19 protein-coding genes are annotated in these 18,389 nt (G+C 52.1%); 9 read left to right on the top strand and 10 right to left on the bottom strand.

What is annotated here, in order from left to right; genetic code table 11:
* The first annotated feature begins 155 nt into the window (after positions 1 to 155).
* Together ldcA and ACLJRH_RS02680 are read left to right on the top strand one after the other, a co-directional pair.
* Positions 156 to 1,070 (top strand): muramoyltetrapeptide carboxypeptidase, encoded by a 915-nt coding sequence (ldcA, locus tag ACLJRH_RS02685; RefSeq protein WP_000051613.1) that lies wholly within the window; start codon positions 156 to 158, stop codon positions 1,068 to 1,070.
* Between the two features lie 96 nt (positions 1,071 to 1,166).
* Entirely contained in the window at positions 1,167 to 2,900 is a 1,734-nt protein-coding gene (locus ACLJRH_RS02680) for a potassium/proton antiporter (protein WP_000338376.1), read from the top strand.
* Between the two features lie 62 nt (positions 2,901 to 2,962).
* Here the strand turns inward: ACLJRH_RS02680 and dadX are convergent, their stop codons facing one another.
* Together dadX and ACLJRH_RS02670 are read right to left on the bottom strand one after the other, a co-directional pair.
* Entirely contained in the window at positions 2,963 to 4,033 is a 1,071-nt protein-coding gene (gene dadX / locus ACLJRH_RS02675; RefSeq protein WP_000197916.1) for a catabolic alanine racemase DadX, read from the bottom strand.
* Between the two features lie 13 nt (positions 4,034 to 4,046).
* Complete coding sequence (locus ACLJRH_RS02670) at positions 4,047 to 5,345, bottom strand: D-amino acid dehydrogenase (protein ID WP_001266935.1); 1,299 nt, start codon at positions 5,343 to 5,345, stop codon at positions 4,047 to 4,049.
* A gap of 322 nt (positions 5,346 to 5,667) precedes the next feature.
* On the opposite strand from ACLJRH_RS02670, the gene ACLJRH_RS02665 reads away from it, so the two are divergent.
* Positions 5,668 to 7,200 (top strand): SpoVR family protein, encoded by a 1,533-nt coding sequence (locus ACLJRH_RS02665; RefSeq protein ID WP_000190831.1) that lies wholly within the window; start codon positions 5,668 to 5,670, stop codon positions 7,198 to 7,200.
* A gap of 46 nt (positions 7,201 to 7,246) precedes the next feature.
* Here the strand turns inward: ACLJRH_RS02665 and fadR are convergent, their stop codons facing one another.
* On the bottom strand, positions 7,247 to 7,966 hold the full coding sequence (fadR, locus tag ACLJRH_RS02660; RefSeq protein WP_000234826.1) for a fatty acid metabolism transcriptional regulator FadR: 720 nt from the start codon (positions 7,964 to 7,966) through the stop codon (positions 7,247 to 7,249).
* 219 nt (positions 7,967 to 8,185) lie between these two features.
* On the opposite strand from fadR, the gene nhaB reads away from it, so the two are divergent.
* The 3 genes from nhaB to ACLJRH_RS02645 all read left to right on the top strand — a co-directional run bounded on the left by nhaB (position 8,186) and on the right by ACLJRH_RS02645 (position 10,852).
* Positions 8,186 to 9,730, top strand: coding sequence for a Na(+)/H(+) antiporter NhaB (nhaB, locus tag ACLJRH_RS02655; protein ID WP_023137119.1), 1,545 nt, complete (start codon positions 8,186 to 8,188; stop codon positions 9,728 to 9,730).
* 141 nt (positions 9,731 to 9,871) lie between these two features.
* Entirely contained in the window at positions 9,872 to 10,402 is a 531-nt protein-coding gene (dsbB, locus tag ACLJRH_RS02650) for a disulfide bond formation protein DsbB (RefSeq protein WP_000943475.1), read from the top strand.
* A 108-nt stretch (positions 10,403 to 10,510) separates the two neighbouring features.
* A complete protein-coding gene (locus ACLJRH_RS02645; protein WP_000018967.1) occupies positions 10,511 to 10,852 on the top strand; it encodes a DUF1971 domain-containing protein in 342 nt (113 codons plus the stop codon).
* Positions 10,853 to 10,923: 71 nt separating this feature from the next.
* On the opposite strand, the gene ACLJRH_RS02640 is transcribed toward ACLJRH_RS02645, so the two are convergent.
* The 5 genes from ACLJRH_RS02640 to ACLJRH_RS02620 form a co-directional block, all read right to left on the bottom strand.
* Positions 10,924 to 11,097: a GnsA/GnsB family addiction module toxin gene (locus ACLJRH_RS02640; RefSeq protein WP_001083582.1), complete on the bottom strand. Its 174-nt coding sequence runs from the start codon at positions 11,095 to 11,097 to the stop codon at positions 10,924 to 10,926.
* 192 nt (positions 11,098 to 11,289) lie between these two features.
* Entirely contained in the window at positions 11,290 to 11,427 is a 138-nt protein-coding gene (locus tag ACLJRH_RS02635; protein WP_001519337.1) for a hypothetical protein, read from the bottom strand.
* A 351-nt stretch (positions 11,428 to 11,778) separates the two neighbouring features.
* The gene (locus tag ACLJRH_RS02630) at positions 11,779 to 12,225 is read right to left on the bottom strand and encodes a YcgN family cysteine cluster protein (RefSeq protein WP_001285703.1); all 447 of its coding nucleotides are present in this window, start codon (positions 12,223 to 12,225) and stop codon (positions 11,779 to 11,781) included.
* Positions 12,226 to 12,317: 92 nt separating this feature from the next.
* Complete coding sequence (locus ACLJRH_RS02625) at positions 12,318 to 12,977, bottom strand: fumarylacetoacetate hydrolase family protein (protein ID WP_001519895.1); 660 nt, start codon at positions 12,975 to 12,977, stop codon at positions 12,318 to 12,320.
* 49 nt (positions 12,978 to 13,026) lie between these two features.
* Positions 13,027 to 13,320: a YcgL domain-containing protein gene (locus ACLJRH_RS02620; RefSeq protein ID WP_001537109.1), complete on the bottom strand. Its 294-nt coding sequence runs from the start codon at positions 13,318 to 13,320 to the stop codon at positions 13,027 to 13,029.
* A 125-nt stretch (positions 13,321 to 13,445) separates the two neighbouring features.
* Between ACLJRH_RS02620 and minC the strand changes: the two genes are divergently transcribed.
* The 3 genes from minC to minE are packed head-to-tail and all read left to right on the top strand — an operon-like array spanning position 13,446 to position 15,259.
* Positions 13,446 to 14,153, top strand: coding sequence for a septum site-determining protein MinC (minC, locus tag ACLJRH_RS02615; RefSeq protein WP_000072525.1), 708 nt, complete (start codon positions 13,446 to 13,448; stop codon positions 14,151 to 14,153).
* A gap of 23 nt (positions 14,154 to 14,176) precedes the next feature.
* Positions 14,177 to 14,989, top strand: coding sequence for a septum site-determining protein MinD (gene minD, locus ACLJRH_RS02610; protein WP_000101047.1), 813 nt, complete (start codon positions 14,177 to 14,179; stop codon positions 14,987 to 14,989).
* A 3-nt stretch (positions 14,990 to 14,992) separates the two neighbouring features.
* Entirely contained in the window at positions 14,993 to 15,259 is a 267-nt protein-coding gene (gene minE / locus ACLJRH_RS02605; protein WP_001185666.1) for a cell division topological specificity factor MinE, read from the top strand.
* Between the two features lie 121 nt (positions 15,260 to 15,380).
* Here the strand turns inward: minE and rnd are convergent, their stop codons facing one another.
* Positions 15,381 to 16,508 (bottom strand): ribonuclease D, encoded by a 1,128-nt coding sequence (gene rnd / locus ACLJRH_RS02600; protein ID WP_001109124.1) that lies wholly within the window; start codon positions 16,506 to 16,508, stop codon positions 15,381 to 15,383.
* A 72-nt stretch (positions 16,509 to 16,580) separates the two neighbouring features.
* Positions 16,581 to 18,266, bottom strand: a complete 1,686-nt coding sequence (gene fadD, locus ACLJRH_RS02595; RefSeq protein WP_000758418.1) for a long-chain-fatty-acid--CoA ligase FadD — start codon at positions 18,264 to 18,266, stop codon at positions 16,581 to 16,583.
* Between the last annotated feature and the right edge of the window lie 123 nt (positions 18,267 to 18,389).

Genomic DNA, 18,389 nt, shown 5'->3' with positions numbered 1-18,389 from the left:
AGCCGTAACTTATCTGCCGAAGAGGTCATACCGCCCCGGCCAGGTACTTAGGTTGCCTCCCTGGTGCGCATCCAGAAACGTCGCACAACGAGGGACATCGCCTAATATATGCGGCATGATATACATTTGCATTCTATTGTCAGCAAGGAATTACCATGTCTCTGTTTCATTTAATCGCCCCCTCGGGCTACTGTATTAACCAACAGGCCGCGTTACGCGGCGTTCAGCGCCTGACTGACGCGGGTCATCAGGTGGAGAATGACGAGGTGATTCGTCGCCGCTATCAGCGTTTTGCCGGTACGGACGCGGAACGGCTGGCCGATGTTAATTCGCTGGCCTCGCTAACTTCGCCGGATACGATCGTCATGCCGGTTCGCGGCGGCTATGGCGCCAGCCGCTTGCTGGATCGTATCGACTGGCAGGCGCTCGCCTCCCGGCAACAGCGCGATCCCTTACTGATTTGCGGTCATAGCGATTTTACGGCGATTCAGGCTGGACTCCTGGCGCAGGCCAATGTCATCACCTTTAGCGGTCCTATGCTGGCGGCAAATTTTGGCGCCGAAACGCTGAATACGTTCACCGAGCAACATTTCTGGCTGGCGCTACGTAAGGCGCAATTTACCGTAGAGTGGCAAGGCGACGGCCCTCAGTGCGACGTACAAGGCACCTTATGGGGCGGAAATCTGGCGATGTTGATTTCCCTTATCGGTACGCCCTGGATGCCGACTATCGATAAAGGAATTTTAGTGCTGGAAGATGTCAATGAGCATCCTTTCCGGGTGGAGCGTATGCTTTTGCAACTGGAGTACGCCGGAATTTTAAACCGTCAGAGCGCCATCGTTCTCGGCAGCTTTAGCGGCGCGGCGCCCAACGAGTATGACGCTGGCTATTCTCTGGAGAGCGTCTACGCGTTTTTACGTTCCCGTCTGTCCGTTCCGCTGATTACCGGTCTCGACTTCGGGCATGAACAGCGTACGGTGACGCTCCCTATCGGGGCAAACGCGACGCTTAAAAATACGCGCCAGGGGACTCAACTCACTTTATCTGGTCATCCTACGCTGCAATTGTAAAAAAAGTCCCCGACAGGCTAAGTAAAACGCTGCCCTGGCCGTTATTATGTTAATGTTAAATAATACGAAGTCGTGTGAGTCAGGAGATATAAAACGTTGGATGCTGCAACAATTATTAGTCTATTTATTTTAGGTTCCATCCTTGTAACCAGCAGTATCCTGTTAAGTTCATTCTCATCGCGACTGGGCATCCCGATTCTGGTCATTTTCCTCGCCATTGGGATGTTAGCGGGTGTGGATGGCATTGGCGGTATTCCTTTCGATAATTATCCTTTCGCTTATATGGTCAGTAACCTGGCGCTGGCGATTATTTTACTCGATGGCGGCATGCGCACCCAGGCCAGCTCTTTCCGGGTAGCGCTGGGCCCCGCGCTGTCGCTGGCGACGCTCGGCGTACTGATCACGTCGGGGTTAACAGGTATGATGGCCGCCTGGCTGTTTCATCTGGATCTTATTGAAGGTCTGCTCATTGGCGCGATAGTCGGTTCCACTGACGCCGCAGCGGTCTTTTCTCTGCTTGGCGGCAAAGGGCTAAACGAACGTGTAGGCTCCACGCTGGAGATCGAATCGGGAAGTAACGACCCGATGGCCGTTTTTCTGACCATTACATTAATTGAGATGATCCAGAAACATGAAACCGGCCTGGACTGGATGTTTGCCGTCCATATTATCCAGCAGTTCGGTCTCGGTATTGTTTTTGGTCTCGGCGGCGGTTACCTGCTACAGCAGATGATCAACCGCATTTCTCTGCCCAGCGGCCTGTATCCGATGTTGGCGCTCAGCGGCGGTATTCTGATTTTTGCTTTGACGACCGCGCTTGAAGGCAGCGGTATTCTCGCGGTCTATCTGTGCGGATTCCTGTTAGGAAACCGCCCGATTCGCAACCGTTACGGCATCCTGCAAAACTTTGACGGACTGGCCTGGCTGGCGCAGATCGCCATGTTCCTGGTCCTGGGGCTGCTGGTGACGCCTTCCGATCTGTGGCCGATTGCCGTCCCTGCGCTCATTCTCTCTATCTGGATGATTTTCTTCGCCCGCCCACTGTCGGTGTTTACCGGCCTGCTGCCATTTCGCGGCTTCAATCTTCGGGAGCGCATTTTCATCAGTTGGGTCGGACTGCGCGGCGCGGTGCCGATTATTCTCGCCGTTTTCCCGATGATGGCCGGGCTTGAAAACGCTCGCCTGTTCTTTAATGTCGCTTTCTTTGTGGTACTGGTGTCACTGCTCCTGCAGGGAACATCGCTGTCATGGGCGGCGAAAAGAGCCAAAGTGGTCGTGCCTCCGGTTGGCTGGCCAGTATCGCGCGTGGGGCTTGACATCCATCCTGATAATCCGTGGGAGCAATTCATCTATCAGTTGAGCGCCGACAAATGGTGCGTCGGCGCGGCGTTGCGCGACCTGCATATGCCGAACGAAACCCGCATTGCCGCGCTATTTCGCAATAATGAACTGTTTCACCCCACGGGCAGTACTCGCCTGCAGGAAGGCGACGTACTCTGCGTGATTGGCCGGGAGCGCGATCTGCCAGCGCTGGGCAAATTGTTTAGCCAGTCGCCGCCGGTTTCGTTAGATCAGCGTTTCTTTGGCGATTTTATCCTCGAAGCGAATGCGAAATTCGCCGACGTGGCGCTTATCTACGGGCTGGAAGAAGGAACGGAATACCGGGATAAACAACAAACCCTGGGTGAAATCATACAGCAACTGCTGGGCGCTGCGCCGGTCGTCGGCGATCAGGTGGAGTTTGGCGGCATGATTTGGACGGTAGCTGAAAAAGAAGATAACGTGGTACGCAAGATTGGGGTACGCGTCGCCGAAGACGAAGCAGAATAAGGTCGCCGGACAACGTCGACCCGCCCCCAAGTGGACCGGTCGACGCCTTAGCCTGAATTAGGTTACGTTGTCACAAACGGCACGCGCGGCGCTACGGCGCACAGTAGCTCATAGCCCAGCGTGCCTGCCGCAGAGGCGACATCATCGACCTTAATTTCTTTGCCCCATAATTCAACCGGCGTGCCGATTCCCGCCTGCGGACACGGCGTCAAATCCACCGCCAGCATATCCATTGAAACGGTGCCTACTGTTCTGGTACGGATACCGTCCACCAGCACGGGCGTCCCGGTCGGCGCATGGCGTGGATAGCCATCGGCATAACCCGCCGCGACGATGCCAATGCGTTGTTCCTGAGTCACAGAATACCCTCCGCCATAGCCTACTCTTTCACCCGCGCTCAGCGTCTGCACGCCAATAATTTCGCTACTCAGCGTCATCACGGGTTTTAGTCCGGTATCGGCAATATCCCGCCACTGTCCTGACGGCGACGCGCCGTACAAAATAATGCCCGGCCTGACCCAGTCATAATGCGCCTGGGGATGCCACAGCGTCGCTGCCGAATTTGATAACGAGTATGAACATTGAAGGCCTTCCGTCGCCAGCGCAATACGCCTCATCGCCTCCCCGATACCTTCCGGATGATCGGCCTGAGCAAAATGTGACATCAGGGTCATTTCACCGACATTGCGCATTGCCCGCAATTGCTGCCAGACGGTCTGCGCCCGCTCAGGCTGAAAACCGAGTCGGTTCATGCCGCTGTTGACTTTGACATAGATATCCAGCGGCGCGTTAAGCCGCGCATTTTGCAGCGCTTTCAACTGCCAGTTACTGTGGATGCAGGTGGTCAGCCGATAAGTGTCATACGCCTCCAGGTCTTGCGCATGGAAAAACCCCTCCAGCATCAATATCGGCCCTTTCCACCCGCGCTCACGCAGGGTAATCGCCTCTTCAAGGTTGAGCATAGCGAAACCATCTGTGGCGCCCAGTGAGCTCCAGACGCGTTCAATACCGTGGCCGTAGGCGTTGGCTTTCACTACCGACCAGACGCGCGCCTCTGGGGCCGCCCGGCGCACAATAGCCAAATTTTGTTTCATTACCTGTAAATCAAGGCTGGCCTGTATAGGGCGGGTCATTTCACTTCCTTTATCAGTTATGCGCGCTATGCAAACGTTGCGGGCGGGTGGGCGTAAAATCGGAACGGTATCGCGCCACGCTCAGATCGTCGTAGGGTATCGCTGGCGTACGACCCGACAAGATATCGCTTAACAACTGGCCTGAACCGCAGGCCATCGTCCAGCCTAAGGTACCGTGTCCAGTATTAAGCCACAGATTTTTATAACGGGTACGTCCGACTACCGGCGTGCCGTCCGGCGTCATGGGGCGCAGGCCGGTCCAGAATGTGGCCTGCTCAATATGACCGCCGCGCGGAAAGAGATCGCGCACAACCATCTCCAGCGTCTCGCGGCGCGGTTGCAGTAAGTCGGTATTAAAGCCCACGATTTCCGCCATTCCCCCCACGCGAATACGCTTATCAAAACGCGTAATAGCGATTTTGTAGGTTTCATCAAGAATCGTTGATACCGGCGCGCCGTCTGGCTCGACGATTGGGATGGTTAATGAATAGCCTTTCAGCGGATACACCGGGATATCAACAATGCCTTTAAGCATCGCCGTCGAATACGATCCAAACGCCATGACATACGCATCGGCTTTAATGATCTCATCGGCGCATTTCACGCCGTAAATCTGATCATTTTCGTACAGTAATTTTTCCACGGGAGTATTAAAGCGAAAGGTTACGCCCGCCTGCTCCGCCATGCGCGCCAGACGCTGGGTAAAGAGCTGACAGTCCCCGGTTTCATCATTCGGTAAGCGCAGTCCGCCGGTTAATTTATGCGCAACCTCAGCCAGAGCGGGTTCAACTTCCGCCAGTCGGCTGGCTTCCAGGAGCTGATACGGCACCCCGGCATCTTCCAGTACGGCGATATCACGGGTGGCGTTCTCATACTGTTGCGCGGTGCGGAAGAGTTGCAGCGTTCCCCCCTGGCGGCCTTCATATTCGATACCGGTCGCGGCGCGTAGCGTTTTCAGACAGTCGCGACTATATTCCGCCAGACGCACCATGCGGCCTTTATTTTCCATATAATGCCGGGTATCGCAGTTACGCAGCATTTGCCACATCCACTTCAGTTGAAACGGGGTGCCATCCAGACGCACCGCCAGCGGCGCATGGCGCTGGAACATCCATTTTATCGCCTTCAGCGGTACGCCAGGGGCCGCCCAGGGCGCCGCATATCCCGGTGAAATTTGTCCGGCATTCGCCGCGCTGGTTTCTTGCGCCGGGCCGGATTCGCGATCGATAACGGTGACATCATGCCCCGCCTGACTCAAATACCAGGCGCTGGTCACGCCAACTACGCCACTCCCCAGGATGACAACTCGCATAGCCACTCCGTTAATAGTAAAAGAACAATCTTCTGATTACATCTTGATAACCCAGATGAAAATATTATTCAACATATGACTTTTTTATGGTGACGTGCTTCACATATACCCTAAAGACAAGCGATCCCACTGGTTTGGGATCTCCTGCTACGCGGCATGGCTATACAGCATAAAATGATGCCAATACCCGTTTTTTTGCCGTTCAGAGTGGAGGAAATCGCAAAGAAAAGTTTTCACGATCAAGTCGTTTTTTAACATGGTGTTCTATGCTTGAAAGGAGGCGCTCCATACAGAGAGCGTCGCCAACAATGAGGGTGCGCGAATGGCAACGATTGATTCCATGAACAAGGACACCACACGTTTGAGCGATGGACCCGACTGGACATTTGATCTGCTGGATGTCTATCTGGCAGAGATAGACCGCGTGGCGAAACTCTACCAACTGGATACTTACCCGCACCAAATTGAAGTCATCACTTCCGAACAGATGATGGACGCCTACTCCAGCGTCGGGATGCCGATCAACTATCCGCATTGGTCGTTTGGCAAAAAGTTCATTGAGACGGAACGTCTGTATAAGCATGGTCAACAAGGACTGGCTTATGAAATTGTGATCAACTCTAATCCCTGCATTGCCTACCTGATGGAAGAGAACACCATCACCATGCAAGCGCTGGTCATGGCGCACGCCTGTTACGGACACAACTCCTTTTTTAAAAATAATTATCTCTTCCGGAGCTGGACGGATGCCAGCTCTATCGTCGATTACCTGATTTTCGCCCGAAATTACATTACCCGCTGTGAAGAACGCTACGGAGTGGATGAAGTAGAAAAACTGCTCGACTCCTGCCACGCGCTGATGAATTACGGCGTCGATCGTTATAAGCGCCCGCAGAAAATCTCGTTGCAGGAAGAGAAAGCGCGACAAAAAAGCCGGGAAGAGTATCTACAAAGCCAGGTGAATATGCTGTGGCGCACGCTGCCAAAACGCGAGGAAGAAAAAACTGTCGCCGAAGCACGCCGCTTTCCCGCTGAACCGCAGGAAAACCTGCTCTATTTTATGGAGAAAAACGCCCCGTTGCTCGAGCCGTGGCAGCGCGAAATTCTGCGCATCGTGCGTAAAGTCAGCCAGTATTTTTATCCGCAGAAACAGACGCAGGTCATGAACGAGGGCTGGGCGACCTTCTGGCACTACACCATCCTGAACCATCTCTATGATGAAGGCAAAGTGACGGAACGCTTTATGCTGGAGTTTTTACACAGCCATACCAATGTCGTATTCCAGCCGCCCTATAATAGCCCCTGGTATAGCGGAATTAACCCCTATGCGCTCGGCTTTGCCATGTTCCAGGATATCAAACGTATTTGTCAGTCGCCCACGGATGAAGATAAATACTGGTTTCCGGATATTGCCGGTTCCGACTGGCTGGAAACGCTGCACTTCGCCATGCGCGATTTTAAAGATGAAAGCTTTATCAGTCAGTTCCTGTCGCCAAAAGTGATGCGTGATTTCCGTTTCTTCACGGTACTTGATGATGACAGGCATAATTATCTGGAGATCTCCGCCATTCATAACGAAGAAGGTTATCGGGAGATTCGATCAAAACTGTCGTCACAGTATAACCTGAGCAACCTGGAGCCGAATATTCAGGTCTGGAATGTGGATTTACGTGGCGACAGATCGCTAACGTTGCGTTATATCCCGCATAACCGCGCGCCGCTGGATAAAGGCCGCAAAGAGGTGCTGAAACATGTGCATCGGTTATGGGGCTTTGATGTGATGCTGGAGCAACAAAATGAGGATGGCAGCGTAGAACTGCTGGAGCGTTGTCCGCCGCGCATGAACATGCTGTAATCGAGATGCTGCCCGGTAGTGTTTGCGCTTACCGGGCATCGCGGGATTATCGTCCCTGAATCGCTAAATCGCCGGGCAGATTTTTCTGCATCCGATGCCAAATCTCGCCGCTGTCATGCCCGTAACGCCGCACCGTTTCATACACCTGGTCGTGCGCGCCCTGCTCGCATAACGACGATAATTTATGATAGAAACCCAGTGCCAGACTGCGCGCTTCCGGATTGGCGAAATAGTGGCGACCAATGCGGGTGTATAACCCTTTCATGCCGTTCAGGATCAAGCCGTAAATAGGATTGCCGGAGGCGAATGCCAGACCACGAAAGATGTTATAGTCCAGATCGGCGAATGCATCGGCATGGTCGGCCACTTCGTGGGCTGTGGCCAGCACTTCCTGCGCCTTATCCGGGTGTTGACGCAACGCGGTACGAATAAAGATAGTAGAAATATTGGTACGCACCGACAACAAATTGTCGATCAGTTGCGGAACGCTTTCATGATCAAGGCGGGCCAGCGTTTCAAGGATATTCAGCCCTGACGTTTCCCAAAAATTATTAACCTTTGTCGGTTTGCCATGCTGAATGGTCAGCCAGCCATCTCGCGCCAACCGCTGTAACACCTCGCGTAATGTCGTGCGCGTCACGCCGATCAGTTCGGAGAGTTCTCGTTCTGCCGGTAAGATAGTGCCAGGAGGAAAGCGGTTATTCCAGATACTTTCAATAATATACTCTTCCGCGAAACCCGCCGGGCTCTGCGCCTTAATGACCATAGTGAGATTTCCATTACACAGCAAAACATAGTTGCACTCATCATACCAGACGGGCGTAACACCTGATAGCGGACGCAATGAAGAAAAAGGGGATCAAGGCACCATTTCTGATATCGCCTGCCAATATCGTTAAGGACTTGCTTGCATTCGTCGCGCTCGCTACTCTCTGTGTTTAAACATAAAAACGCTATTTCATTTTTCTAGGTAAGGAAAAATTTCATGGAGATCTCATGGGGTCGCGCCATGTGGCGCAACTTTTTAGGCCAGTCGCCCGACTGGTACAAACTGGCACTACTTGTCTTTTTAATTATTAACCCATTCATTTTCTTAGCTAATCCCTTTATTGCCGGTTGGCTGCTGGTGGCAGAGTTTATCTTCACCCTGGCGATGGCGTTAAAGTGTTACCCCCTGCTGCCCGGCGGGTTACTGGCCATTGAAGCCGTCATCATCGGCATGACCAGCGCCGCCCATGTACGTGAAGAGGTTGCCGCCAACCTGGAAGTCTTGCTGCTGCTGATGTTTATGGTGGCAGGCATCTACTTTATGAAGCAGTTATTGCTGTTTATTTTTACCCGTCTGTTACTCAGTATCCGCTCGAAGATGGTTCTGTCGCTGGCCTTTTGCGTCGCCGCCGCGTTCTTGTCGGCTTTTCTTGACGCGCTTACCGTCGTTGCGGTGGTGATCAGCGTCGCCGTCGGTTTTTACGGGATTTACCATCGTGTGGCCTCATCGCGCGGCGAAGAGAACGATATGCTGGACGACAGCCATATCGATCCGCATTACAAAACGGTGCTGGAGCAATTCCGCGGATTCTTGCGTAGCCTGATGATGCATGCGGGCGTGGGGACGGCGCTGGGCGGCGTCATGACCATGGTCGGGGAGCCGCAAAACCTGATCATCGCTAAAGCGGCTGGCTGGCATTTCGGCGACTTCTTTTTGCGGATGTCGCCTGTCACCGTCCCGGTACTGGTATGTGGACTGTTAACCTGTATGCTGGTCGAGAAAATGCGCTGGTTTGGCTATGGCGAAACGTTGCCCGAAAAAGTCCGCGACGTCTTGCAGCAATTCGACGATCAAAGCCGTAAGAAGCGCACCCGCCAGGATAAAATTAAACTAATAGTCCAGGCAATTATTGGAGTCTGGCTGGTTACCGCCCTCGCCCTCCATCTCGCGGAGGTGGGGCTGATTGGTCTGTCGGTCATTATTCTGGCCACCGCGTTAACGGGTGTCACCGATGAACACGCCATCGGCAAAGCGTTTACCGAGTCGCTGCCGTTTACTGCGCTGTTAACCGTTTTCTTTTCCATTGTGGCGGTTATTATCGATCAACACCTTTTCGCGCCGATTATTCAGTTCGTCTTGCAAGCCTCTGAACACGCGCAGCTAACGCTGTTCTATCTCTTTAACGGCCTGTTGTCTTCCATCTCAGATAACGTCTTTGTCGGCACCATTTATATCAACGAAGCGAAGGCGGCAATGGAAAACGGCGCAATCAGCTTAAAACAGTTTGAGCTGCTAGCTGTGGCCATCAATACCGGTACTAACCTGCCATCGGTAGCGACGCCAAATGGTCAGGCGGCATTCTTATTCCTGCTGACCTCCGCGCTGGCGCCGTTAATCCGTCTCTCCTATGGCCGTATGGTCTGGATGGCGTTACCGTACACTATCGTACTGACCCTGATAGGGCTACTGTGCGTCGAATTCACTCTTGCGCCGGTCACCGAATGGATGACTCAGGCAGGATGGTTAGCAACGCTTTCGTAACGTTTGGCCGGGCAATACACCGCCCGGCTCCGATTTTTGCCTGATAATTATCCAATTACACATTATTTCATTTCCCGCTAGTGGCGCACGAATTGAATTGGTTTACACTGCGGTCTCTACGCATGTTGCAGGGAAATTATTATGTTGCGATTTTTAAACCAGTGCTCACGGGGTCGGGGCGCATGGTTACTGATGGCGTTTACCGCCCTGGCGCTGGAAATGGTGGCGCTGTGGTTCCAGCACGTCATGTTACTTAAACCTTGCGTGCTATGTATTTACGAACGTTGCGCCCTGTTTGGCGTGATGGGCGCGGGTCTGGTCGGCGCAATAGCGCCGAAAACGCCGTTGCGATACGTGGCGATGGTTATCTGGATTTACAGCGCCTGGCGGGGTCTACAACTGGCGTATGAACATACGATGATTCAGTTGCATCCCTCGCCGTTCATGACCTGTGACTTTATGGCGCGCTTTCCAGACTGGTTGCCGTTGGGTAAATGGCTGCCGCAGGTGTTTGTGGCATCCGGTGATTGCGCCGAACGCCAGTGGTCGTTTTTAACGCTGGAGATGCCACAATGGCTGTTGGGGATCTTTGCCGCTTACCTTGTGGTGGCGATAGCCGTCGTCATAGCCCAGGCATTTAAGCCTAAAAAACGCGACCTGTTCGGTCGTTGATACACACGCTCCTTCGGGAGCGTTTTTTTTGCCCGAAGCGTTGTTTGCCAGTGATTAAAAGGTGTATATTAAATACATCTTTTAATCACCACATCAGGGAGATGTCTTATGTCCCACTTGCGCATCCCGGCAAACTGGAAAGTTAAACGCTCTACCCCCTTTTTCACCAAAGAAAATGTTCCGGCGGCACTGCTCTCTCATCACAACACAGCGGCAGGCGTTTTCGGACAACTCTGCGTGATGGAAGGCACCGTGACCTACTATGGTTTTGCGAATGAAACCGCGACAGAACCAGAAGTGAAAGTGGTGATTAATGCCGGGCAATTCGCCACCAGTCCGCCGCAATACTGGCATCGGGTAGAACTGAGCGATGATGCACGGTTCAACATTCATTTTTGGGTAGAGGAAGACCATCAGGGCGAGGAAATGTATCAACAGAAAAAAGCCTGACATCGGTAAACCAGTCACCACTGGGCGGCGTCCCGCCCAGTAGCCAGGTAATTGATGGCGCTAATTAAACGCTAGAGTAGTTTAATTTTAACGTGGTATCCCTCAAGCCCTTTCATCGTTTCTCGCGGCGCGAACTCTATTTCGGAAACCTCTTGCCCGGTTTTCTTCCGTAGTTCGGCAACCTTTTTGCTAATGAGTGCCGCGATTTCCTCTTCTGCTTTATGTGTCAACTCTTCGCTGTTCATTGATTTCCTCCTTTGAGCTCGCAAACGGCTAAGCGCAAATAAGACAGTGTCGTCATGGACGCGCTACTATTTTAACGTACAAAAAATTATAGGCTATCTTTCTGAGGATTATCAGGATGTTTCGCTTTAGAAGATGCAAAAAACCGCCTGGCACAGACGGTGCATCAGGCGGTTGGTTAATAGCACAAGACGCTATCTACGAGGATCTTCAACCTCATTCTGGGTATCCGGGTCGAGAGGATCGTCTCCCTCTGGTGTATCCGGAATATTTTCACCAGGAAGCGGCTCATCCTCTGGTAATGGATCGACTAAATCAGGACGTTCAGACATAAAGCCTCCAACGAGCCATAGTTATTAAAGATACCCTACAGCACTACTTTTGGTTTTTCTTTGGATTTTTTCCTTCGTCTTCGGGTGTCTTATCAGGCTTCCTGGGCTGATCCTTTGAAACGCGCAACGGTTGGTTATTCATGGGGTAACTCCTCAGGATAGGCAGCGATATACTGCTTTGAAAGTATAGAGTCGCCGCCATACGTGCGCGAGCGCAGCGACAAGGCGCGTCAGGGAAGAATAGAAGGCAGTGATAACGCCAGGTGACGGAATTTGCACGCAATTCCTGATTTCAGGGGCCGCCCGGCGTAAATTAAAGAATTGTAAACAATCAGCCGTTTTGCCGAAGACTTATTCTGCCCACGACGGTTTATTTAAAATATGATCCTGCCAGTCCCGTACTTCGGATTCTTTAACCGCGATATGACGGACAGAAATTCGCTCGCCATGCATAGCGGCTTTCGATCCAGTCAGCAGCGGATGCCACGTCGGCAAGGGCTTACCTTCCGCCAACAAACGGTAGGCGCAGGTCATCGGCAACCATTCAAAGTCTGGCAAGTTTTCGCGAGTGAGTTTGATACAGTCGGGTTCAAATTCAAAACGGCGTTCATAATGACGGCACTGGCACGTTTTGATATTTAATTGCCTGCACGCCACGTTGGTGAAGTAGATTTCATCTGTATCTTCATCCATCAGCTTATGCAGGCAGCATTGACCGCAGCCATCGCACAGCGACTCCCACTCGGCATCGGTCATTTCATCCAGGGTTTTACGTTGCCAGAAAGGTGTATCGCTCATTAAAGTATCCGCCATTGCACTAAAGCTGCACCTTATAACCAGTCTGGCCTGCAGATGCAAGTTTTACCGCCGCTGAAGGCGGCAAGCAGATTTTACAGAACGCGGGTAGACAACGTTTCGCCATTAAAACGAATGTCCAGCTCATCGCCGCTTAATAATGGCCCCACGCCTGCCGGCGTGCCGGTTAGCACCACGTCCCCGGCTTTGAGCGTAAAATAGCGGCTCATATAGGCGATAAGGGGCACAATAGGATGAATCATATCCGCGGTCGACCCTTGCTGGCGAACCTCGCCATTAACGTTAAGTCCGATAACCGTATTTTGCGGATCGCCGCAGAAGGCCGCGACAGGGATGAAGCCTGAAATCGGACATGCGTTATCAAAACCTTTGGCTTTTTCCCAGGGCTGTCCGGCCTTTTTCATTTTCCCTTGAATATCGCGCAGGGTTAAATCAAGCGCCACGCCATAACCAGCTATCGCTTTACGTACATGATCTTCGGTCGCCTGGCGGAGCGTTGCGCCAATCAGCACAGCAAGCTCAACTTCATGATGAACAGCGCCCATATCCGCCGGAATCGCCAGCGGCTGGCGAATATCACACAATGCGGTTTCCGGCTTGATAAAAAGCACGGGTTCTTCCGGCGTCGCGCTGCCCATCTCCTTGATGTGATTTGCGTAATTACTGCCCACGCAGACCACTTTACTTACCGGGTAATCAAGCAAGGCACCTTGCCAGTTACGATGTTGATACATATTTTCCCCTAAGATCATGATGGAATTCAGGCGCGGCGCCGAATACCGTTTAACGGTCAGCGTGCGACGTATTTTGTCCCACCGAAGAAAGATGTTGTTTCAGCAAATCTTCCGGCGGCGGCGGCAATTGTAAATAATAGCCCTGCTCGCTTAACGCCTGTTTTACTTTTTCGAGCTCGGCATTGACTAATTTTTTACGTCCATCAAGCGGCAGCATCATCGCTAACTGCGGCTGACCGAATCCTTTCATCAACGCTTCAGGCACCCGCGAAAAATCGTCTTTTTTTTCGACATACAAATAGGTTTGATCGCGCTTGCTACTTCTATAGATCACACAAAACATACTTTTACTCTGAATTAACGGGATGGTGACTTGCCTCAATATAATACTGACTATAACATGCCTTCTGGACTTCGGAATATCACTCCGTATCGGAGATGATAAATAGCAAATTGAGTAAGGCCAGGATGTCAAACACGCCAATCGAGCTTAAAGGCAGTAGCTTCACCTTATCAGTGGTTCATTTGCATGAAGCGGAACCAGAGGTTATTCGTCAGGCGTTAGAAGACAAAATAGCGCAGGCTCCTGCGTTTTTAAAACACGCCCCTGTCGTTATTAACGTTAGCGGTCTTGAAAGCCCGGTAAACTGGCCGGAACTGCATAAGATCGTGACCTCAACCGGCTTACGCATTATCGGCGTGAGCGGCTGTAAAGACGCCAGCCTGAAAGTAGAAATCGATCGGATGGGTCTTCCTTTACTGACTGAAGGTAAAGAGAAAGCGGTTCGGGCTGCGCCCGTTGAGCCGGCAACGCCCAGCGAACCGCCGCAAAACGCTAATCCCATCACAAAAACGCGATTAATTGATGTTCCGGTTCGTTCCGGTCAGCGCATTTATGCTCCACAATGTGATCTGATTGTTACAAGTCACGTCAGCGCTGGCGCAGAGCTTATCGCTGACGGCAATATCCATGTCTATGGCATGATGAGAGGTCGCGCGCTGGCAGGGGCGAGCGGCGATCGGGAAGCGCAAATTTTTTGTACCCATCTGACGGCAGAACTGGTCTCTATCGCAGGTGTTTACTGGCTGAGTGATAAAATCCCGGCAGAATTTTATGGCAAAGCGGCGCGCCTGCGTTTAGCAGACAACGCTTTGACAGTTCAACCGTTGAATTGATCCCTTTTTAACAAGGAATTTTTATGGCACGCATTATTGTTGTTACTTCGGGTAAAGGGGGCGTTGGCAAGACCACCTCCAGCGCGGCCATCGCTACAGGTTTGGCCCAGAAGGGAAAGAAAACTGTCGTCATTGATTTTGATATCGGACTGCGTAACCTCGATCTGATTATGGGGTGCGAACGTCGTGTCGTTTACGATTTTGTAAACGTCATTCAGGGCGATGCGACACTGAATCAGGCGCTGATCAAAGATAAGCGTACTGAAAATCTCTTCATTCTTCCGGCGTCGCAGACCCGGGATAAAGACGCGCTAACGCGCGAAGGCGTCGCTAAGGTACTGGACTCACTGAAAGCGATGGACTTTGAGTTCATCGTTTGCGACTCGCCGGCGGGTATCGAAACCGGGGCGCTGATGGCGCTCTATTTTGCCGATGAAGCGATCATCACGACTAACCCGGAAGTCTCTTCTGTCCGTGACTCGGACCGTATTCTGGGTATTCTGGCATCGAAATCTCGTCGCGCAGAAAATGGCGAAGAACCGATTAAAGAACATCTCCTGTTGACGCGCTACAATCCAGGCCGCGTAAATAAAGGCGACATGCTCAGCATGGAAGATGTACTGGAGATTCTGCGTATTAAACTCGTCGGGGTGATCCCGGAAGATCAATCCGTACTGCGCGCATCGAACCAGGGCGAACCGGTGATTCTTGACGCCACTGCGGATGCGGGTAAAGCCTATGCAGATACCGTAGATCGTCTGTTGGGAGAAGAACGTCCTTTCCGCTTCATTGAAGAAGAGAAGAAAGGTTTCCTCAAACGCCTGTTCGGAGGATAAATTATGGCATTACTGGATTTTTTTCTCTCGCGGAAAAAGAGTACCGCTAATATTGCAAAAGAGCGGCTGCAAATCATTGTCGCGGAACGTCGCCGTAGCGATGCCGAACCGCATTATTTACCGCAGTTACGTAAAGATATTCTTGAGGTCATTTGTAAATACGTACAAATCGATCCGGAAATGGTTACCGTCCAGCTTGAGCAAAAAGATGGTGATATCTCCATCCTTGAACTTAACGTAACGCTGCCGGAAGCCGAAGAGTCAAAATAAGCTCTTTTATGGGAAAATTCCTGGATTAAAAAAGGCAGAAGAATCTGCCTTTTTTATTTTTTTACATTATTCCGAATACGGACATTTATTTCACTGGCCGTTTTCCCGGCAATTACCGCCGTTAACGCGGATACTCCTGCAACAGAAGCGTTAACTTCTCCGCCATCAGTTCGGCGCGCCAGCCGGAAATCAATTCCGGTTGCCCATTTTGCGGTTTTAATTTCCAGTGCCAGTTAAGCAACTGATTAATCTGCCGACGCGATGCCAGTAGCTCGCCGCTGACGTGATGCGACGCGCTCACCTCCGCCACCAGCGCTTTGATGGCCTTAAACGCTTTGCGATAGCCCGGCATGTCCATCAGATTCAACAGGGGCTCCGGCAATGCCTCTTCCGGTAACGCCTGTGCTTTCGCCACCAGCGATATCAACGTTTTGCCGTGAAAACGAATCTCGCTGCCGGAAAGCCCCAGGCTATCCAGCTCACCGAGACTGCCCGGCATATAACGCGCGACCGCCCACAGGTTTTCTTCACGCACAACAAAGTTCACCGCCATATCGCGCTCACGCGCCTTACGCAGCCGCCAGTCAGCTAAAAGTTGCAGACAGGCTAACTGGCGAGTACGCAGTTGCCAGGCATTAGTGATATCCCGCCATGCCTCTTCCGGCGCCTGAATCTCCTGACGACGCTGCTGCATCAATCGGCATTCATCAAGCGCGGCAGGCAGCCATCCTGCGGCTTCAGTTTCAATCATCAGCTTTTTGGCGATCGGTAACAGATACCAGACATCCGCCGCCGCGTATTCACACTGACGCTCGCTTAAAGGCCGGGCTAACCAGTCGGTACGAGACTCGCTTTTATCCAGCGCCACGCCCGTATACTCTTCTACCATCGCCGCAAACCCCCACGACAGCGGACGCCCGCAAAACGCCGCCAGAATTTGCGTATCAATCAGGGGCTCCGGCAGTTCGCCAAACGCATTCAGAAATACTTCCAGATCTTCGCTACCCGCGTGCAGAAATTTGGTGATTCCCGTATCGCGCAGCACCGCTTTTAACGGCGACCAGTCGCTGATGCCGAGCGGATCGATCAGGGCGACATTTGCCCCGTCAAATAACTGTATCAATCCTAACTGCGGGTAATAGGTGCGGGTACGGACAAATTCCGTATCTAAAGCAATAGCCGGACATGCGCGGACAGCTTCACACAGGCTCGCCAGCGCATCGTCCGTTTCAATCATTTGGTAATTCAAATCGTGTTCTCTTTGGTTCGCGCCAAAAAAAACGCCGGCTTAACCGGCGTCTCTCGTTAGCTGACTTAACGCTCAGGCTTTATTGTCTACTTTGCCACGGGCTTCGTCACGCAGTTCTCGTCGTAAAATTTTCCCAACGTTAGATTTTGGTAATTCCTCGCGAAACTCGACCTGTTTGGGCACCTTATATCCGGTCAGATGGCGACGGCAGAAGGTGATCAACGCATCGTCAGTCAATGCCGGATCTTTCTTAACCACAAAAAGCTTCACCGCTTCGCCGCTACTACCGGAAGGCACGCCAACCGCCGCGACTTCCTGCACGCCAGAATGCTGCATCACCACATCTTCAATTTCGTTTGGATAAACGTTGAAACCAGAAACCAGAATCATATCTTTCTTACGATCGACAATCCGCAGAAAGCCGTCTTCATCCATAACCGCAATATCGCCCGTATGCAGCCAGCCATCTTTAATGATTTCATCCGTCGCGTCAGGACGCTGCCAGTATCCCAGCATAACCTGCGGGCCTTTCACGCAAAGCTCTCCGGCCTCACCCGGCGCGACTTCGTTGTCATCGTCATCCACCAGTTTGGCTTCTGTTGAAGGTACTGGCAGGCCGATACTGCCGCTGTGATAATCAATATCATGCGGGTTGACGCTCACCAGCGGGGCGCACTCGGTCAGCCCGTAGCCTTCCAGCAGGTATTGCCCGGTCAGCTTTACCCAACGTTCCGCAACGACATTTTGTACCGGCATCCCGCCGCCGGCTGACAGATGCAGCGAAGAAAAATCCAGCTGTTGAAACTCTTTATTATTGAGCAGAGCGTTGAATAGCGTATTAACGCCAGTCATCGCCGTAAATGGATATTTCGCCAGCTCCTTGACCAGGCCGGGGATATCACGCGGATTGGTAATCAGCAGGTTTTGCCCACCCAGCTCGATAAAAAGCAGACAGTTCATGGTTAAGGCAAAAATGTGATACAGCGGCAGCGCGGTCACTACCAGCTCTTTCCCCGGGTGCAGCAGCGGCCCATAGGTCGCTTTCACCTGCTCCAGATTCGCCAGCATATTGCGGTGGGTCAACATCGCGCCTTTCGCCACGCCCGTCGTACCGCCGGTATATTGCAGGAAAGCCAGATCTTCAGCGACAACCTCGGGTTTGACATACTGCATACGGTAGCCATGCTGTAGCGCGCTGCGAAACGAGATCGCATCTGGCAAGTGGTATTTTGGCACCAGACGCTTGATGTATTTCACGACAAAGTTAACAACCGTACCTTTGGCGGTAGAAAGCTGGTCGCCCATCCGCGTCAGAATAACGTGCTGTACCGACGTTTTCTCGACCACTTTTTCCAGCGTATGGGCAAAGTTAGAAACAATAATGATTGCCGCCGCGCCGCTATCGTTAAGCTGATGCTCAAGTTCGCGTGGCGTGTACAGCGGGTTAACGTTCACCACAATCATGCCGGCGCGTAAAATACCAAATAGCGCAACGGGATACTGCAACAGGTTTGGCATCATCAGCGCCACACGGTCGCCTTTTTTGAGTCCCAGCCCTTGTTGTAAATAAGCCGCAAATGCCCGACTACGTTCTTCTAATTTGCGGAAGGTCATTACCTCCCCCATATTGACGAACGCAGGCTGATCGGCATAGCGCGTCGCCGCATGTTCAAACAGTTCAACCAGGGATTGATAACGGTCAGGGTTGATCTCCGCCGGAACATCAGCAGGATAACGGTTAAGCCAAACCTTCTTCAATGCATCACCTCTAAAATGAGTGTTCGTCGTCATCACAACCCCAGTTAATAAACAAGTCGTTAACATTATATTAACTCAGCGTACCAGTTTATTAATTACGCAACTGAAAGGTTGCGAAGCGCG

Origin of the sequence: Salmonella sp. SAL04162 (assembly GCF_046551535.1) — a bacterium.
Classification (GTDB): domain Bacteria; phylum Pseudomonadota; class Gammaproteobacteria; order Enterobacterales; family Enterobacteriaceae; genus Salmonella; species Salmonella enterica.
Note: the sequence above shows the minus strand (reverse complement) of the source record. Positions and strands in the feature narration are given on the sequence as shown.